16 protein-coding genes are annotated in these 17,869 nt (G+C 71.0%); 4 read left to right on the forward strand and 12 right to left on the reverse strand.

Annotated features, from left to right (window positions below; genetic code table 11):
• Positions 1 to 79: 79 nt before the first annotated feature.
• Both ACN9M0_RS08985 and ACN9M0_RS08990 read left to right on the forward strand, forming a co-directional pair.
• Complete coding sequence (locus tag ACN9M0_RS08985) at positions 80 to 1,729, forward strand: alkaline phosphatase D family protein (protein WP_366039504.1); 1,650 nt, start codon at positions 80 to 82, stop codon at positions 1,727 to 1,729.
• A 326-nt stretch (positions 1,730 to 2,055) separates the two neighbouring features.
• Positions 2,056 to 3,015 (forward strand): zinc metalloprotease, encoded by a 960-nt coding sequence (locus ACN9M0_RS08990; protein ID WP_366039505.1) that lies wholly within the window; start codon positions 2,056 to 2,058, stop codon positions 3,013 to 3,015.
• A 79-nt stretch (positions 3,016 to 3,094) separates the two neighbouring features.
• Here ACN9M0_RS08990 and ACN9M0_RS08995 read toward each other — a convergent pair whose 3' ends face one another.
• The gene (locus ACN9M0_RS08995) at positions 3,095 to 3,664 is read right to left on the reverse strand and encodes a dienelactone hydrolase family protein (protein WP_366039506.1); all 570 of its coding nucleotides are present in this window, start codon (positions 3,662 to 3,664) and stop codon (positions 3,095 to 3,097) included.
• 44 nt (positions 3,665 to 3,708) lie between these two features.
• Positions 3,709 to 5,295: a Na+/H+ antiporter gene (locus ACN9M0_RS09000; RefSeq protein ID WP_366039507.1), complete on the reverse strand. Its 1,587-nt coding sequence runs from the start codon at positions 5,293 to 5,295 to the stop codon at positions 3,709 to 3,711.
• A 77-nt stretch (positions 5,296 to 5,372) separates the two neighbouring features.
• Here ACN9M0_RS09000 and ACN9M0_RS09005 point away from each other — a divergent pair, with 77 nt between their 5' ends.
• A complete protein-coding gene (locus tag ACN9M0_RS09005) occupies positions 5,373 to 5,561 on the forward strand; it encodes a hypothetical protein (protein WP_366039508.1) in 189 nt (62 codons plus the stop codon).
• A 93-nt stretch (positions 5,562 to 5,654) separates the two neighbouring features.
• Here the strand turns inward: ACN9M0_RS09005 and ACN9M0_RS09010 are convergent, their stop codons facing one another.
• From ACN9M0_RS09010 to ACN9M0_RS09025, 4 genes are all read right to left on the reverse strand, one after another.
• A complete protein-coding gene (locus ACN9M0_RS09010; protein WP_366039509.1) occupies positions 5,655 to 6,122 on the reverse strand; it encodes a GNAT family N-acetyltransferase in 468 nt (155 codons plus the stop codon).
• Entirely contained in the window at positions 6,119 to 7,060 is a 942-nt protein-coding gene (locus ACN9M0_RS09015; RefSeq protein WP_399696455.1) for an RluA family pseudouridine synthase, read from the reverse strand. Before ACN9M0_RS09015 ends, ACN9M0_RS09010 begins: the two co-directional genes overlap by 4 nt.
• A 52-nt stretch (positions 7,061 to 7,112) precedes the next feature.
• Positions 7,113 to 7,769 (reverse strand): signal peptidase II, encoded by a 657-nt coding sequence (gene lspA, locus ACN9M0_RS09020; protein ID WP_399696456.1) that lies wholly within the window; start codon positions 7,767 to 7,769, stop codon positions 7,113 to 7,115.
• An 80-nt stretch (positions 7,770 to 7,849) separates the two neighbouring features.
• Positions 7,850 to 8,629 carry a histone H1-like repetitive region-containing protein gene (locus ACN9M0_RS09025; protein ID WP_426403397.1) on the reverse strand — a complete coding sequence of 260 codons (780 nt, stop codon included), beginning with the start codon at positions 8,627 to 8,629 and terminating at the stop codon, positions 7,850 to 7,852.
• Between the two features lie 541 nt (positions 8,630 to 9,170).
• On the opposite strand from ACN9M0_RS09025, the gene ileS reads away from it, so the two are divergent.
• Positions 9,171 to 12,302 carry an isoleucine--tRNA ligase gene (gene ileS / locus ACN9M0_RS09030; RefSeq protein ID WP_426403398.1) on the forward strand — a complete coding sequence of 1,044 codons (3,132 nt, stop codon included), beginning with the start codon at positions 9,171 to 9,173 and terminating at the stop codon, positions 12,300 to 12,302.
• A gap of 433 nt (positions 12,303 to 12,735) precedes the next feature.
• Here the strand turns inward: ileS and ACN9M0_RS09035 are convergent, their stop codons facing one another.
• The 6 genes from ACN9M0_RS09035 to ftsZ form a co-directional block, all read right to left on the reverse strand.
• Entirely contained in the window at positions 12,736 to 13,851 is a 1,116-nt protein-coding gene (locus ACN9M0_RS09035) for a DivIVA domain-containing protein (protein ID WP_399696459.1), read from the reverse strand.
• 67 nt (positions 13,852 to 13,918) lie between these two features.
• Positions 13,919 to 14,209 carry a YggT family protein gene (locus tag ACN9M0_RS09040; RefSeq protein ID WP_017238790.1) on the reverse strand — a complete coding sequence of 97 codons (291 nt, stop codon included), beginning with the start codon at positions 14,207 to 14,209 and terminating at the stop codon, positions 13,919 to 13,921.
• 80 nt (positions 14,210 to 14,289) lie between these two features.
• A complete protein-coding gene (locus tag ACN9M0_RS09045) occupies positions 14,290 to 14,910 on the reverse strand; it encodes a cell division protein SepF (RefSeq protein ID WP_366039516.1) in 621 nt (206 codons plus the stop codon).
• Between the two features lie 122 nt (positions 14,911 to 15,032).
• On the reverse strand, positions 15,033 to 15,752 hold the full coding sequence (locus ACN9M0_RS09050; protein WP_366039517.1) for a YggS family pyridoxal phosphate-dependent enzyme: 720 nt from the start codon (positions 15,750 to 15,752) through the stop codon (positions 15,033 to 15,035).
• 8 nt (positions 15,753 to 15,760) lie between these two features.
• Positions 15,761 to 16,489 (reverse strand): peptidoglycan editing factor PgeF, encoded by a 729-nt coding sequence (pgeF, locus tag ACN9M0_RS09055; RefSeq protein WP_426403399.1) that lies wholly within the window; start codon positions 16,487 to 16,489, stop codon positions 15,761 to 15,763.
• The gene (gene ftsZ / locus ACN9M0_RS09060) at positions 16,486 to 17,700 is read right to left on the reverse strand and encodes a cell division protein FtsZ (RefSeq protein ID WP_426403400.1); all 1,215 of its coding nucleotides are present in this window, start codon (positions 17,698 to 17,700) and stop codon (positions 16,486 to 16,488) included. Before ftsZ ends, pgeF begins: the two co-directional genes overlap by 4 nt.
• Positions 17,701 to 17,869: the final 169 nt, after the last annotated feature.

Genomic DNA, 17,869 nt, shown 5'->3' on the forward strand with positions numbered 1-17,869 from the left:
GCGTCTCCCGGGCGACGAGTCGGCGAACTTCCGGAATTCGTCTGCCCTTGAGGCGTACTCGTCAGTAATCTGACTGCCCGTGACCAGTCGTTTCATATCCTCCGCCCCCAGCCGGCGCACGGTCGTCAAGGCCGCCGCCCTCACCGCCGCCGCCGCGCCCGCGCTCCTGGGCGCGGCCTCCCCGGCCCTCGCGGACACCGGGGCACCCGCCTTCCTCCACGGCGTCGCCTCCGGCGACCCGCTGCCCGACGGCGTCCTGCTCTGGACGCGCGTCACCCCCACCCCCGAGGCCGTGCCCGGCTCCGGCCTCGGCCCCGACGTCCAGGTCGGCTGGGAGCTCGCCGAGGACCGCTCCTTCGCCCGGGTCGTCGCCTCCGGCACCACCACGGCGAGCGCCGCCTCCGACCACACGGTGAAGGCCGACGTCCGGGGCCTGCGCCCGGCCACCGCCTACTGGTTCCGCTTCACCGCGGACGGCGCCGCCTCCCCCACCGCCCGCACCCGGACCGCGCCGGCCGCCGACGCCGCCGCGCCCGGTGTCCGCTTCGGTGTGGTCTCCTGCGCGAACTGGGAGTCCGGCCACTTCTCCGCGTACCGCCATCTCGCGGCCCGCTCCGACCTGGACGCGGTGCTCCACCTCGGCGACTACATCTACGAGTACGCCACCGGGGCCTACCCCGAGGCGAAGTACGTGGTCCGGCAGCACGAGCCGCGCCACGAGATCGTCTCGCTGGCCGACTACCGCACCCGGCACGGGAAGTACAAGACGGACGCCGACCTCCAGGCGCTGCACGCGGCGCACCCCGTGGTCGCCATCTGGGACGACCACGAGTTCGCCAACGACGCCTGGGCGGGCGGGGCCGAGAACCACACGCCGGGCGCCGAGGGCGAGTGGGCGGCCCGGGTGGCCGCCGCGAAGCAGGCGTACTTCGAGTGGATGCCGGTCCGCGCCTCCACGGAGGGCACGGTCTTCCGGCGCCTGCGCTTCGGCCGGCTGGCCGATCTCCACCTGCTCGACCTGCGGTCGTTCCGGTCCGCGCCGGCGAAGGCGGGCAGCGGCGCGGTCGACGACCCGGAGCGGAGCATCACCGGCCGCGCGCAGCTGGACTGGCTCAAGGCCGGGCTCGCCGGTTCGGACGCGACCTGGCAGCTGGTCGGCACCTCGGTGATGATCTCACCGGTCGCCTTCGGCTCCCTGCCGGCGTACCTCCTGGAGCCGCTCGCCGGACTCCTCGGCCTGCCGAAGGAGGGGATCGCGGTCAACGTCGACCAGTGGGACGGCTACACCGACGACCGCAAGGAGCTCCTCGCGCACCTGACCGCGCGGGCGATCCGGAACACGGTCTTCCTGACCGGCGACATCCACATGGCCTGGGCCAACGACGTGCCGGTGAAGGCCGCGACGTATCCGCTCTCGGCCTCGGCGGCGACCGAGTTCGTGGTGACCTCGGTGACCTCGGACAACCTGGACGACCTGCTGCACGTGGCTCCGGGGACGCTCTCGGTGGTGGCCGCGGGTGCCGTGAAGGCCGCCAACCGCCATGTGAAGTGGGTGGACATGGACCACCACGGGTACGGCGTGCTCGACGTGACCGCCGCGCGCTCGCAGATGGACTACTACACGGTCTCCGACAAGGCGGATCCGGCCGCGACGACGGCCTGGGCGCGCTCGTACCGGACGCTGAGCGGAACGCAGCGTGTCGAGCGGGTGTACCAGCCAGTGCTGTAGTCGCCGCCTCAACGGCGATTTTCAGCCATGATCTCTTCTGTTAACGGGAGATCACATCGCTACGGCGGGTGGCGGGTTCCGGAGATCGAATCCGGACACACCACCCGCCTCCGTCACTTCGTTCGTTACGTCCACGTCTCAAACTTCGGAAGCGGCGCAAGTTTTTCTTCCCGATGCCCCGATTTGCCCGACGAATGATTGGGCTTGATCAATCCTCAACGACTCCTGACATGGACGCGTAATCTCCGGGCGGTGGCGAGGAAGTCCCTCTTCACAACCCCCCGCAAGGAGTCACCGTGCGTGCTCTTGTCCGCATATCGCCGCGTATGACACGTCGTCTGATGGGCACCGCCGTCCTGGCCGGAACCCTGGCCATCGCGCCCCTCTCCGCCCCCGTCGCCGCCCCGGCCGGCGCCACCCTGGCCTCCGCCGAGAAGTGCGCGGACGGCACGGCGGCGCTCTCCGGCGCCCGCAAGGCCAAGGGCAGCGCCACCAAGGCCGAGCCGAACGAGATCACCGCCGACCAGGCCAAGGCCATGGACGCGGACCTGCAGAAGAGAGTGTCCGAGGCCCGGGTCTCCGGCCGCTCCGCCGCGACCCTCGGCGCCACCGCGGTCTCGATCCCCGTCTACTTCCACGTCATCCACAGCGGCACGGCGGGCAACCTCAGCTCCCAGGCCATCAGCAACCAGATGGCCGTCCTCAACGCCGCCTACTCCGGCCAGGGCACCGGCAACGTGGACTCGGGCTTCCAGTTCTCGCTGGCCGGCACCGACTACACGGACAACGCCACCTGGTACAACCTGTCCTCCGGCTCGCAGGCCGAGAAGGACATGAAGACCACCCTGCGCAAGGGCGGCGCCAACGCGCTGAACATCTACACCGCCAACCTCGGCGGCGGCCTGCTCGGCTGGGCGACCTTCCCGTCCTCGTACAACAGCAGCCCGAACATGGACGGCGTCGTCATCCTCGACGCTTCGCTCCCGGGCGGCTCCGCGGCCAACTACAACGAGGGCGACACCGCCACCCACGAGGTCGGCCACTGGATGGGCCTCTACCACACCTTCCAGGGCGGCTGTAACGGCAACGGCGACTACGTCTCCGACACCCCGGCCGAGAAGAGCGCGGCCTACCAGTGCCCGACCGGCCGTGACTCCTGCGCCTCGAAGGCCGGTGTGGACCCGATCCACAACTTCATGGACTACACGTACGACCCCTGCATGTACCAGTTCACCGCGGGCCAGGTGACCCGCATGAACGACTCCTGGACGGCGTACCGCGCCTGACGGATCGTCCGCGAGAAAGGGTGTGGCCCCCGGGGAATCGACTCCCCGGGGGCCACACCCCTTTTCCGTACGAACCGCCCTACAGGCTGTCGATGAAGGACAGCGCCACCTTCCAGGTCCGCTCCGCAGCCTCCGCGTCGTAGTCCGGCAGCTCCGGATCCGTGTAGATGTGCCCCGCGCCCCGGTAGCGGTAGATCTCCACGTCGGCCCCGGCCTTGCGCATCTGGAGGTACCAGGAGGACAGCCAGTCGTCCGTCTCGAAGGGGTCGGGCTCGGCCACGTGCAGCTGCACGGGCAGCTCGTCCACCGAGGCGGACTCCGCGAGGTCCGAGGTGCCGTGGAGCAGCAGCAGCCCGCGCGCCTTCTCGTCGCCGAGCGCCAGGGTCTGCGCGATCGAGGCCCCGAGGGAGAGGCCCATGTAGACCAGGCCCCGCTCGGAGTAGGGGGCGGCGGCCAGGACCGCACGCTTCAGGAGCTCGTCCTTGCCGATCTCGTCCCGGAGCGCCACGCCCTCCTCGACGGTCCCGACCGTCCGGCCGTCGTAGAGGTCCGGCGTCCAGACCTGGTGCCCGGCCTTACGGAGCCGCTCGGCGGCCGCCTCGACGGACTGGGTCAGCCCGTAGGCCGAGTGGAAGAGCATGATGTCCATGCGTCCCATCCTGCCACCCGCCACCGCCGGGCCGGCCATGGCCGTCAGCGCATGCTGCGCACGTCCAGCTGACGCAGCACCCGGTCCACCACCTCGGGATCGGCGCCCGGTTCGCTGCGCGCCGCGAGGACCTCGTGCCGGGCGGCCGACATCAGCTCCCGCTGGATCCGCTGCACCGCCTTGAACCGCTTCGACCGCTCCATGAAGGCGGCCCGCCGCTCGTCGTCCACCATGTCGGGGCTGATCCGCGCCCCGATGTCGTACGCCCCGCGCAGCAGCCGCTCCTGCACCTCCTCGGGCAGCTCCTCGACCTCCTCGATCTCCTTGAGCCTGCGCTTGGCCGCCTTCGCGGCCCGGAGCGCCAGGTCGCGCTCCAGGGCGCGCTCGGCGCCCGTGTCGGCCCGCACCCCGAGCCGCTTGACCAGCCAGGGCAGGGTGAGGCCCTGGAAGACGAGGGTGGCGATGATCACGCAGAAGGCGATGAAGACGATCTCGTCGCGGCCGGGGAAGGGCGCGCCGTCGTCGGTGCGGAGCGGGATGGCGAGCGCCAGCGCGACCGAGGCCACCCCGCGCATCCCCGCCCACCACATGACGACGGTCTCCCGCCAGCTCATCGGGATCTCCTCGTCGACGTCCCGGAGCGTGTGCAGCTTCTTCGCCAGCCAGGTGGCGGGCAGCAGCCAGAGCAGCCGGACGCCGACGACCACGCCGACCACGGCGGCGCCCCAGCCGAGCATCTCCCAGAAGCGCCCCTCGGCGACCCCGAAGACGTGGATGAGCTCCAGGCCGATGAGGCCGAAGGCGATGCCGGTGACGAGGGTGTCGACGATCTGCCAGAAGGTCTGTCCGGCGAGCCGGCCCATGACGTCGTCGGCGTCGGCCGCGTGCTCGGCGAGGAAGAGCGCGGTGATCAGGACGGCGAGGACGCCGGAGCCGTGCAGCTCCTCGGCGAGCACGTAGCTCACAAAGGGGACGAGGAGGGTGAGGCCGGTCTGGAGGGTGACGTCGCCGAGGAGTCCGATCAGCTTGTTGCAGAGCCAGCCGAGCGCGAGACCGACGGCCACGGCGACCACGGCGGACAGTGCGAACTCGCCGAGCGCCTCGGGCCAGGAGAAGGAGCCGCTGACGACGGCGGCGATGGCCACGTGATAGAGCACGATCGCGGTGACGTCGTTGAAGAGGCCCTCGCCCTCCAGGATCGACACGAGCCGGCGGGGCAGCCCGAGGGAGCCGGCCACGGCGGTCGCGGCGACCGGGTCCGGCGGCGCGACGAGGGCGCCGAGCGCGAGCGCGGCCGCCAGCGGGAGGCCGGGCACGAGCGAGTGCGCGACCGCGCCGACGGCGCCCGTGGTGACGAAGACCAGGGCGACCGCGAGCAGGAAGATGGGCCGCCTGTTGGCCGCGAACTGCCGCCAGGAGGTCCGCTGCACGGAGGCGTAGAGGAGCGGTGGCAGCACCAGCGGGAGGATGAACTCCGGCGGGACCTCGACGTTCGGTACGAAGGGCAGGAAGGCCAGCGCGATCCCGACGAGGGTCATCAGGACGGGCGCGGGCAGCCCCAGCCGTTCCCCGAGGGGAACGGTGAGCAAGGCGCCGAGCAGTAGCAGGAACAGCAGGGCGAGCTGGTCCACGGTGTCCTCTCCAGGCGGGCGAAGATCGGAAGCCCTATCGTAAAAGGGACATTCCAACCACTCGCCAGGAGGATGTCATGTTGAGGCAGCACATCGGTCGCCGCGCGGCTGCCCTGGTGCTGGCCGTCGCCGGCGTGCTCGGCGCAGGCTCGGCAGCACTGGCGAACCCGTCGCCGCCGACCAACGGCGGAAACGGCGGCGGTCAGAGCGGTCAGTGCACCGGACCCGTGGACGAGCGCCCGCACGGGTGCCACACCTTCAGGTAGCCACCGCCACGATCACCCGGGCCGGGCGCCCCGTCCCCCGGGTCCATCCACCTCCAGGGCCCGTCCTCCCGGACCGGCCCTTCGCCACGTCCGCTACAGCGCGCGCCGCATCGCCCGGTGCGGCATGCCCGCGTCCGGGAACTCCGGGCCGTACACCTCGTAGCCGAGGCGCTCGTAGAAGCCCAGGGCGTGGGTCTGCGCGTGCAGGTCGACGGCGCTCAGACCGCGCTCCCGCGCCACGTCCTCGATGCCCCGCACGAGCGCCGCGCCGACACCGAGACCGCGCGCGGCCCGGGACACCGCGAGCCGGCCGAGGGAGCCCACGGAGGCGTCGCCGCCGGTCTTGCCGGCCGCGTCCGCCCCGTACAACAGGCGTCCGGTGCCCAGCGGCAGCCCGTCCGCGCGCACCGCGAGCACGTGCACCGCGGTGGCGTCGTACGTGTCGTACTCCAGTTCCTGCGGAACGCCCTGCTCCTCGACGAAGACCTCCCGGCGCACCGCGAAGCACGCCTCCCGGTCGCCGTCGCCGGCCGCCTCACGGACGCTGTACGCGGCGCTCACTGGCTCTCCGCAGCGATCCGGTCCAGGGCCCGCTGCAGGTCCTCGGGGTAGGTGCTCGAGAACTCGACCCAGGACCCGTCGCCCGGGTGCTCGAAGCCCAGGCGGACGGCGTGCAGCCACTGCCGGGTCAGGCCGAGGCGCTTGGCGATCGTCGGGTCGGCGCCGTAGGTGAGGTCGCCGACGCAGGGGTGGCGGTGGGCGGACATGTGCACCCGGATCTGGTGGGTGCGGCCCGTCTCCAGCTTGATGTCGAGCAGCGAGGCCGACCGGTACGCCTCGATGAGGTCGTAGTGCGTGACGGACGGCTTGCCGTCGGCGGTGACCGCCCACTTGTAGTCGTGGTTGGGGTGCCGGCCGATCGGCGCGTCGATGGTGCCGCTCATCGGGTCGGGGTGGCCCTGGACCAGCGCGTTGTAGCGCTTGTCGACCGTGCGCTCCTTGAACTGGCGCTTGAGCGAGGTGTACGCGTACTCCGACTTGGCCACGACCATCAGACCGGAGGTGCCGACGTCGAGGCGGTGCACGATGCCCTGGCGCTCGGCGGCGCCGGAGGTGGAGATGCGGTACCCGGCGGCGGCGAGGCCGCCGATGACCGTGGTGCCGGTCCAGCCGGGGCTGGGGTGCGCGGCGACGCCGATCGGCTTCATGATCACGACGATGTCGTCGTCGTCGTGGACGATCTCCATGCCCTCGACGGGCTCGGCGACGATCTGGACGGGCGCGGCCGCGCCCGGCATCTCGACCTCGAGCCACGCGCCGCCGCTGACCCGCTCGGACTTGCCGACGACGGAGCCGTCGACCTGGACCTTCCCTCCGGCGGCCAGCTCGGCCGCCTTCGTACGGGAGAACCCGAACATACGGGCGATGGCGGCGTCGACGCGCTCGCCCTCCAGGCCATCGGGAACGGGCAGCGTGCGGATCTCGGGACTCGTACTCACCCGTCGAGTATGCCTTGTGCGGAGGACACTCTGTCGTCCGCCGGGGTCGGGCTCAGTCCTTGTGGACGGTGCCGTCGGGGTCCAGGCCCCGGAACGACAGCAGGACGATCAGAATGCCGCCGCAGACGATCGCCGAGTCGGCGAGGTTGAAGACGGCGAAGTGCGCGGGGGCGATGAAGTCCACGACCGCGCCCTCGAAGACGCCCGGCGAGCGGAAGATCCGGTCCGTGAGGTTGCCCAGCGCGCCGCCGAGCAGCAGACCGAGAGCGATCGCCCAGGGCAGGCTGTAGAGCTTCCGCGCCAGGCGGATGATCACGACGATCACGGCGGCCGCGATGCAGGTGAAGATGATCGTGAAGGCCTCGCCCATGCCGAAGGCGGCACCCGGGTTCCGGATGGCGTCGAGCCGGAGCAGGTCACCGATCAGGGCGATCGGCTCGTGGCCCTCCAGCTTGGCCACCACCAGCATCTTGCTGCCGAGGTCGAGCAGGTAGGCGAGCACGGCCACGACGAAGAGGGCGACGATCCTGCGCCTGCCCTTCGGCCGCTCCTCGGGAGCGGCCGAACCGTCGGGGTCCGACGTGCCGTCGTGGTCCGACGCGCCGTCCGGCGCCGCGGTCTCCTCGCGGGCCACCGACGCGTCGGAGGCGGCCGTCTCGTCGGCTCCTGCTGAATCCGGCGTACCGATGATGCGCTCCGCCTCTGCCACGTGAGTGAGTCCCTCGACCTCGATGCCTGACCGTGCACCGAGGGTACGGCACAGGCGTACGAGACCGGCAGCCGAGACCGTCAGCCGCGCCGCTCCTGTCGCTGTTTGTCCTCGACGCAGAGCGTGGCCCGCGGGAAGGCCTGCATCCGCGCCTTGCCGATCGGCTTCCCGCACACCTCGCAGAGGCCGTACGTGCCCGCGTCGAGCCGCTCCAGGGCGTGCTCGCTCTGCTCCAGCATCTCCCGGGCGTTCGCCGCGAGGGCCAGCTCGTGCTCGCGCGTGATGTTCTTGGTGCCGGTGTCGGCCTGGTCGTCCCCGGCACCGTCGCCCGAGTCCCGCATCAGGCCGGTCAGCTCCTCCTGGGAGTGGACGAGCTCGCTGCGGAGCCGCAGCACCTCCGCCTGGAGGCCGTTGCGGGCCTCGGCGACCTCCTCCGGCGTCCACGGGTCCTCGCCGGGCCGCACCGCGAGCTCACCGGCACGCGCCGGGGGCAGCGCCGCCTCGTCCTCGACCGTCGTGACGCCACCCGCGGTCTTCTTCGCTGCCACCGTCCTGGCTCCTGTCTGCTTCTTCGCGGCGGGCGCCTTCCTGGCGGCCGCCTTCTTCGCCACGGTCTTCCCCGCGACGGCGTCCTTCGGGGCCGCGTCCTCGGCGACCACCTTCCGGGCCGCGGTCTTCCTGGCCGTCGCCTTCTTCGCCACCGTCTTCCTGACCGGCGTCCCGTCGGCCGCGACCGTCTTCCTGTCGACCGCCGACTTCTTCCCGGCCACGTCCTTGGCGGCCACGTCCTTGGCGGCCTCGCCCGCACCGGCGGAACCGGCGGCCGAGGTCCTCTTCGCGGCGGTCTTCTTCGCCACCATGTCGCGGCCCCTTCACATTTTGTGATCTTGCTCGCGAATCGTGCTGGGACGATAAATCGGCCCAAGGCCCGCGGCAACGGGGCACGCCGCCGTTCCCACCCGCCCCCGCTCCCCGCGGGGCGGGCCTGCCTCCGTTGTGCCCAGCTCCCCGCCCGGTTATCCGTCCCGGCCCTCCCCCACATGGCCGCAAAGGAAGTCCGGCACGCCCCGTATGACCATTCGGGTCACGGGAAAACCGGTCTGCCGCCTCCCCCCGGGCCCCGTACACTGGCCACAGCGAAAGGCTTGGATGGGGACGAGTAGCGTCGCAAGCAGCCATGAGCGACCCGGGGACGGTGAGAGCCCGGGGGCGAGCCCGATGTGAAGCATCACCCCGGAGCCGTCGGAAGAAAGCCGCACGACAGTGCGGTGACTAGACCCGGCGTCGCGACCCCAATGAGGGGGCTCAGGGCGATCACGTCCGGGGCCAAGGAGGGTGGTACCGCGGGAGCAGTGCTCTCGTCCCTCCGACGGAAGAGAACCGTCCGCCGGAGGAAGATCGATGTCGCAGTACCGCCAGGTGCCCGCCCAGGTCGACCTGCCCGCGCTGGAGCACGACGTGCTCGATTTCTGGCGCGAGAGCAAGGTCTTCGCGAAGACCCTGGAGCAGTCCGAGGGACGCCCCGAGTGGGTGTTCTACGAGGGCCCGCCCACCGCCAACGGCATGCCCGGCGCCCACCACATCGAGGCCCGCGTCTTCAAGGACGTGTTCCCCCGCTTCCGGACCATGCGCGGCTACCACGTGGCCCGCAAGGCCGGCTGGGACTGCCACGGCCTGCCGGTCGAGCTCGCCGTCGAGAAGGAGCTCGGCTTCTCCGGCAAGAAGGACATCGAGGCGTACGGCATCGCCGAGTTCAACGACAAGTGCCGCGAGTCCGTGACCCGGCACACCGACGCCTTCGCCGAGCTCACGACCCGCATGGGCTACTGGGTCGACCTCGACGACGCGTACCGGACCATGGACCCCTCGTACATCGAGTCGGTCTGGTGGTCCCTCAAGCAGATCTTCGACAAGGACCTCCTCGTCCAGGACCACCGCGTCGCCCCCTGGTGCCCCCGCTGCGGCACCGGCCTCTCCGACCACGAGCTGGCGCAGGGCTACGAGACGGTCGTCGACCCCTCGGTCTACGTCCGCTTCCCGCTGACCTCCGGCCCGCTCGCGGGCAAGGCGGCGCTCCTGGTCTGGACGACGACCCCCTGGACCCTGGTGTCCAACACGGCCGTCGCCGCGCACCCCGAGGTGACCTACGTGGTCGCCACGGACGGCGACGAGCGCGTCGTCGTCGCCCAGCCGCTGGTCGAGAAGGCGCTCGGCGAGGGCTGGGTCACCACGGGCGAGTCCTTCACGGGCGCGGAGATGGAACGCTGGACGTACCAGCGCCCCTTCGAGCTGGTGGAGTTCCCGGCCGAGGCCCACTACGTCGTGAACGCCGAGTACGTCACGACCGAGGACGGTACGGGTCTGGTCCACCAGTCCCCCGCCTTCGGTGAGGACGACCTCAAGGTCTGCAAGGCGTACGGCCTGCCGGTCGTGAACCCGGTCCGCCCCGACGGCACCTTCGAGGAGGACGTGCCGCTGGTCGGCGGCGTCTTCTTCAAGAAGGCCGACGAGGCGCTCACCGCCGACCTGGACGCCCGCGGCCTGCTCTTCAGGCACATCGCGTACGAGCACAGCTACCCGCACTGCTGGCGCTGCCACACGGCCCTGCTCTACTACGCGCAGCCGTCCTGGTACATCCGTACGACCGCGGTCAAGGACCGCATGCTCGAGGAGAACGAGAAGACCAACTGGTTCCCGGAGTCGGTCAAGCACGGCCGCTTCGGCGACTGGCTGACGAACAACGTCGACTGGGCGCTCTCCCGCAACCGCTACTGGGGCACCCCGCTGCCGATCTGGCGCTGCGAGGACGACCACCTGACGTGCGTGGGCTCGCGCGCCGAGCTCACCGAGCTGACGGGCACCGACCAGTCGGAGCTCGACCCGCACCGCCCGTACATCGACGCGGTCACGTTCCCGTGCCCCAGCTGCTCGAAGACCGCCACGCGCGTGCCCGAGGTCATCGACGCCTGGTACGACTCGGGCTCGATGCCGTTCGCGCAGTACGGATACCCGTACCAGAACAAGGAACTCTTCGAGTCCCGCTACCCCGCGCAGTTCATCTCCGAGGCCATCGACCAGACGCGAGGCTGGTTCTACACGCTGATGGCCGTCGGCACCCTGGTCTTCGACAAGTCCTCGTACGAGAACGTGGTCTGCCTCGGCCACATCCTCGCCGAGGACGGCCGGAAGATGTCCAAGCACCTGGGCAACATCCTCCAGCCCATCCCGCTGATGGACCAGCACGGCGCCGACGCGGTCCGCTGGTTCATGGCGGCCGGCGGCTCGCCGTGGGCGGCGCGCCGGGTCGGCCACGGCACGATCCAGGAGGTCGTCCGCAAGACGCTCCTGACGTACTGGAACACCGTCGCCTTCCAGGCGCTGTACGCCCGCACGTCCGGCTGGGCGCCGAGCGCGGCCGACCCGGCGCCGGCCGACCGCACGGTCCTCGACCGCTGGCTGCTCTCCGAGCTCAACACGCTGGTCGTCGAGACGACCGAGGCGATGGAGACGTACGACACCCAGCGCACCGGCAAGCTGATCTCGGCCTTCGTCGACGACCTCTCCAACTGGTACGTACGCCGCTCGCGCCGCCGCTTCTGGCAGGGCGACAAGGCGGCTCTGCGCACCCTCCACGACGTCATCGAGACCGTCACCCGCCTCATGGCCCCGCTGACCCCCTTCATCACGGAGCGGGTCTGGCAGGACCTCGTGGTGCCCGTGGTGCCGGACGCCCCCGAGTCGGTCCACCTGGCCACCTGGCCGGAGGCGGACGCCGCGCTGATCGACGGCACCCTCTCCGAGCAGATGCTGCTGGTCCGCCGCCTGGTCGAACTGGGCCGGGCGACGCGCGCCGAGTCGGGCGTGAAGACCCGTCAGCCGCTCTCGCGCGCGCTGGTCGCGGCCACGGGCTTCGCTGCCCTGTCGCCGGAGCTCCAGGCCCAGATCACGGAGGAGTTGAACGTCAGCTCCCTCGCCTCCCTGTCGGAGGTCGGCGGTTCGCTGGTCGACACGACGGCGAAGGCGAACTTCCGGGCCCTGGGCAAGCGCTTCGGCAAGGGCGTCCAGGACGTGGCGAAGGCGGTGGCGGTCGCGGACGCGGCGGCGCTCTCGCTGGCGCTGCGCTCGGGCGAGGCGGTCCTGTCCGTGAACGGCGAGGACATCACCGTCACCCCGGAGGAGATCATCATCACGGAGACCCCCCGTGAGGGCTGGTCGGTGGCCTCCGACGCGGGCGCGACGGTCGCCCTGGACCTGGAGATCACGCCGGAGCTCCGGCGCGCGGGTCTCGCCCGTGACGCGATCCGCCTGATCCAGGAGGCCCGCAAGAACAGCGGCCTGGACGTCGCGGACCGCATCGCCCTGCGCTGGACCTCCTCCTCCCCGGAGACGGTGGAGGCGCTGACGGCCCACGCGGCGCTGATCGCGGACGAGGTCCTGGCGACGGACCACGCGGAGGGCGCGGCGGACGACACGTACGGCACGCCGTTCGAGGACGAGCCCCTCAACCTCACCTTCCGCCTCCGCAAGGCGTAACCCCCCGAAGAAGGGCCCGGCACCAGCACTGGCGCCGGGCCCTTCCCCATGCCCCCGCCACCCCGTTGTGGGCATACGTTCCGCAAGGGCGGAACGGGTGGGCACAACGGACGGCGCCCATGCCGGCGCCAGAGGCTCCCGCGCCCTGACCCGCACCCTTGGTGCGCCGCACTGGTGGTGCGGGTCCAGGCAAGGAACGCGGCGGCGCCCGCAGAGGGCGCCGTCCCGTGTGCCCACCCTCCCGCAAGCTCTCGGCTTCGCTCGAGCAGGGGGGGCAGCGCCCGGCACGTGCGGGCCACACGGCGGGGGCCGCGGCGACCGGCCACGCCCGTCGGCCCGGGTACGGCGAAGGGCCGGTTCTCGGGTTTCACCCGGGAACCGGCCCTTGCAGCCTGCCGACGGCTACGCGCTCAGCGCGCGCTCACCCGCCGCCTCAGTTGTCGTCCTCGTCGATCAGGAAGCCCCGCATCGGCGCCGGCGCCTGCTGCATCGGCTGCGGAGCCTGCGGCCGGACCGGAGCCATGGGCTGGGTCATGGCCGGGGACATCTGCTGCTGGCCGCCGTAGGAGGGGGCGCCGCCCATGGACGGAGCACCGCCCATCGCGCCGTTGCCGCCGTAGGACGGCGCGCTCGCGCCGGCCGAGGCCATCGACGGGGCCGGCGGCAGCGAGGCCGTGGCCGGGGTGCGCGGCGGAGCCAGCGAGTCGTCCGCCTGGGTCTCCAGCTGACGCAGCTGCGACTCCAGGTAGGACTTCAGACGCGTGCGGTACTCGCGCTCGAAGCCGCGCAGGTCCTCGACCTTGCGCTCCAGCGTGGCGCGGGCGGACTCGAGGGAGCCCATCGCGACGCGGTGCTTCTCCTGCGCGTCCCGCTCAAGAGCGTCCGCCTTGGCGCGGGCGTCCCGCTCCAGGCCCTCGGCGCGGGAGCGCGCCTCGCCGACGATCTTGTTGGCCTCGGAGCGCGCCTCGGCGATCGCCTGGTCGGCGGTCTGCTGGGCGAGCGAGAGGACACGCGCGGCGCTGTCGCCACCGGGACCCTGCTGCGGCTGCTGCATCTGCTGCTGCTGCATCTGCTGCTGCTGCGGGTGACCCATGGGGCCGCCCTGCATCGGGCCGGGACCCATCGGGCCGCCCTGCATGGGGCCGCCCTGCATCGGGCCGGGGCCCATGGGGCCGCCCTGCATGGGGCCGCCCTGCATCGGGCCGGCGGGAAGCGCGGGGGCACCGGACGGCAGCTGCGGCGGGCCCATCTGCGGCTGCTGCTGCTGGGCCGGCGGTCCGGATATGGCGGCGGGCACGGGCGCGCCGGGACCGACGGGACGATCCTGCGGCTCCGGGGGCTTGCGCATGCCCTGCTGCTGCTGGTTCTGCGCGGCGGCACGCGTCGCGGCGGCCAGCTTGGCGCGCAGGTCCTCGTTCTCGCGGAGCAGGCGGGTCAGTTCGGCTTCGACCTCGTCGAGGAAGGCATCGACCTCGTCCTCGTCATAGCCTTCTCGAAGGCGGACGGTCGTGAACTGCTTGTTCCGCACATCCTCGGGAGTCAGCGGCATCTCTTCTTCACCTCTACGTAGTCGTCGGCAGTCGGCAAGACCGTATCGTCCACTTGTTCCTCCACCATCACCTCGCGAAGCTGCTCACGATGGAGATCAGGATGTAGACGATGATCATCAGAACGAAGAAGGACAGGTCGAGTGCCACGCCCCCGAGACGCAGCGGCGGGATGAGTCGCCGCAGAAGCTTGAGCGGTGGATCGGTGACAGTGTAGGTGGCCTCAAGGACGACCACCATCGCCTTACCGGGTTGCCATGAACGGGCGAACTGGAAGACGTAGTCCATGACAAGCCGGACGATCAGGAGGACGAGGAAGCACATCAGCACGATGTAGACCACCTGTAGTGCGACGCCCATCCCGCGTTTCCCTCTCCCCTGGCTTTCGTGCTCTCGCTTGTCCGGCCGCTTCGCGACCGGTCCGTCCGGTTCTCGTGTTCTCAGCTCTGGTTGAAGAATCCGCCCTCTGCGATCCGGGCCTTGTCCTCCGCCGTGACATCGACGTTAGCAGGCGACAACAGGAACACCTTCTGCGTCACGCGCTCAATGCTGCCATGGAGCCCGAAGACGAGTCCGGCGGCAAAGTCGACAAGTCGCTTCGCGTCCGTGTCGTCCATCTCCGTGAGGTTCATGATCACGGGGGTGCCCTCACGGAAGTGTTCCCCGATGGTACGGGCCTCGTTGTAGGTCCGCGGGTGCAGCGTGGTGATGCGGTACGGCTCCCGCTCGGACACGACCTTGGGCATGATCACCGGTGCGTTCTTCTCCAGGCTCGGACGTTCGGGTGTGATGGATGCCACGGGGGCAATTCGGGCCGGACGTCCACTTTCGGCGAGTACCGGGACAGAATGGGCGATCGGTTCCCGGGGAGCCGGAGGCGCCACCACTCGCACCGGCTCCTCGCGCTCCACCTGACGCGGGGGGGCGTGGCGCCGGTCGCGCTCGGGCTCCGGCTCCAGCTCGGGTTCGAAGTCGTCGTCGGGGTCGAAGCCCCGGCCGTCGTACCCATCGTCCTCCACGAGGCCGAGGTAGACCGCCATCTTGCGCATCGCGCCGGCCATTCTCTGAGTCCTCCGCTCTGTGGTGGATCGGCCTCGTCACCAAGTGCCGGCGATCCACGGGCCATCCCGCCGTTCTGCGGAATGACCATATTTTCTGCTGTGGTCCGACTTGCTTCGCGACGTTACCCGAGCTTCGGGCGGACACCGAGTACCGCCGTACCGACGCGTACGTGTGTCGCCCCGGCAGCGACGGCCTCCTCGAGGTCCGCACTCATCCCTGCTGACACCATGTTCGCAGCCGGACGGGTCGCGCGCAGGACAGTCGACAAATCCATCAGCCGGTCGAAAGCCGCACGTTGCCGCCCGGCGTACGGACCGGCGAGCGGGGCGACGGTCATCAGTCCGGCGAGCCGCAGTCCGGGCGCGGCGTCGACGGCCGCGGCCAACTCCTCGATCCCGTCCGGCGCGACGCCGCCGCGGTCGCCCCGCGCGCCGGACTCGGCGTCGAGCGCGACCTGGACCAGGCAGCCGAGCTCGCGCCCCTCCTTCTCCGCGGCCGCGGAGAGAGAGGAAACGAGCTTCAAGCGGTCGACAGACTGCACCACATCGGCATAACCCACCACGGATCTGACCTTGTTGGTCTGCAACTGGCCCACGAAGTGCCAGGTCAGATCGAGGTCGGCACAGGCGGCCGCCTTGGGGGCGGCGTCCTGGTCCCGGTTCTCGGCGACGTGCCGCACGCCGAGTCCGTGGAGGATTCTCACGTCGCTCGCGGGATAGGTCTTGGTGACCACGATGAGCGTCACCTCTTCCCGCGGGCGTCCGGCGGCGGCGCAGGCGGCGGCGATGCGCGCCTCCACCCGGGCCAGATTCTCGGCGAGTTCCGACGTGCGGTCCGTCATGTCTCTTCTCAGTCCAACCAGACATATCCCGCGAGTCGCCCCGTGGTGCGATCGCGACGGTACGAATAGTGGTCACCGGATTCCCGGGTGCAGACCGTGCCGGCCTGCCGGTCGGTGACGCCGAGCCGTTCGAGCTGGGCGTGCACTCCGGCGGTGACGTCGACGGCCGGGGTGCCCCAGCTCGTCTCGGCCCAGGCGGCGGGTTCGGTCTCGGCGACCTCGGCCCGCATGCCCTCCGGCACCTCGTAGCAACGCCCGCAGACGGCGGGGCCGGTGCGGGCGACGATACGGGCGGGGTCCGCGCCGCGTTCGATCATGGCCGCGACCGCCGCCGGGACGACTCCCGCCACCATGCCCGGACGCCCGGCGTGGACCGCCGCCGCGACTCCGGCGACCGGGTCGGCGAGGAGGACGGGGACGCAGTCCGCGGTGAGGACGGCGAGGGCGAGTCCGCGCCGGGTGGTGACGAGACCGTCGACGGACGGGATCTTCGCGTCCCCCCACGGTCCTTCGACCTCGGCGACGTCCGCGCCGTGCACCTGGTTCATCCAGACGACCCGGCCCGGGTCGAGCCCGAGGGCTCCGGCGGCCGCCGCCCGGTTGGCGAGCACGGCCGCGGGGTCGTCCCCCACCGCTCCGCCGAGGTTGAGCTCCTCGTACGGAACGGCGCTCACCCCGCCCCACCGGTCGGTGAAGGCGAAGTGGGCGCCGTTCGCGTCGAAGCGCTGTCCTATCACTTCAGGAAGTCCGGGACGTCCAGCTCCTCGGCCTGGCTGTCCGCATACGGACGGGCCGGCGGGACGACCGGCGGCGCGGACGACAGCGGGGCCTCGTTCACGACCGGGGCGGGCTCGACCGGGACCGAGACCGGCTCCTCGCGCGGGGCGACCGTGCCGAGGCCGCCCAGCGGGCGGGAGGTCTCGGTGACGCGGGGGGCCGGGGCCGGCTCCTCGCGCTTGGCCGAGACCGAGCCGATGATGTTGTCCCGGCGGGCCGGCGGCTGGCCGCCGTCGAAGCCGGCCGCGATGACGGTGACCCGGACCTCGTCACCGAGGGCGTCGTCGATGACGGCGCCGAAGATGATGTTGGCCTCGGGGTGGGCCGCCTCGCTGACCAGCTGCGCGGCCTCGTTGATCTCGAAGAGACCGAGGTCGCTGCCGCCGGAGATGGAGAGCAGCACGCCGCGGGCGCCGTCGATGGAGGCCTCCAGGAGCGGCGAGGAGATCGCCATCTCGGCCGCCGCCACCGCGCGGTCGTCGCCGCGGGCGGAGCCGATGCCCATGAGCGCCGAACCGGCCTCGGACATGACCGACTTGACGTCGGCGAAGTCGAGGTTGATCAGACCCGGGGTGGTGATGAGGTCGGTGATGCCCTGGACACCGCTCAGGAGGACCTGGTCGGCCGACTTGAAGGCGTCGAGCACGGAGACCTGTCGGTCCGAGATCGAGAGCAGCCGGTCGTTGGGGATGACGATGAGGGTGTCGACCTCTTCGCGGAGCTCGGCGATGCCGTCCTCCGCCTGGTTGGCGCGACGGCGGCCCTCGAAGGTGAACGGCCGGGTGACCACACCGATCGTCAGGGCGCCGAGCGAGCGCGCGATGTTGGCGACGACGGGTGCGCCGCCGGTGCCGGTGCCGCCGCCTTCGCCGGCGGTGACGAAGACCATGTCGGCCCCCTTGAGGACCTCCTCGATCTCCTCACGGTGGTCCTCTGCCGCCTTGCGACCGACGGCCGGGTTGGCCCCGGCCCCGAGGCCGCGGGTGAGTTCACGGCCGACGTCGAGCTTGACGTCGGCGTCGCTCATCAACAGCGCTTGCGCGTCGGTGTTGATCGCGATGAACTCGACGCCCTTGAGACCGACCTCGATCATTCGGTTGATGGCATTGACACCACCGCCGCCGACACCGATGACCTTGATGACTGCGAGGTAGTTCTGCGGTGCTGCCACGTCGAAGGCCTCTCGCCTCGAGTTACGTGTCGTCGCTGCGCGGTTGGTCGCGCCGCTCCGACGGATGCCGATTGGGACGGTCCGAAACGCCGACCCGAACCCTAACGTTGAAGTTTAGGGTTACCAGTGTCCCTGTTCGCTGGACTCTTCCGAACAGGACACTAAGTCG

This window comes from Streptomyces sp. R-07, from assembly GCF_049913175.1.
GTDB lineage: Bacteria > Actinomycetota > Actinomycetes > Streptomycetales > Streptomycetaceae > Streptomyces.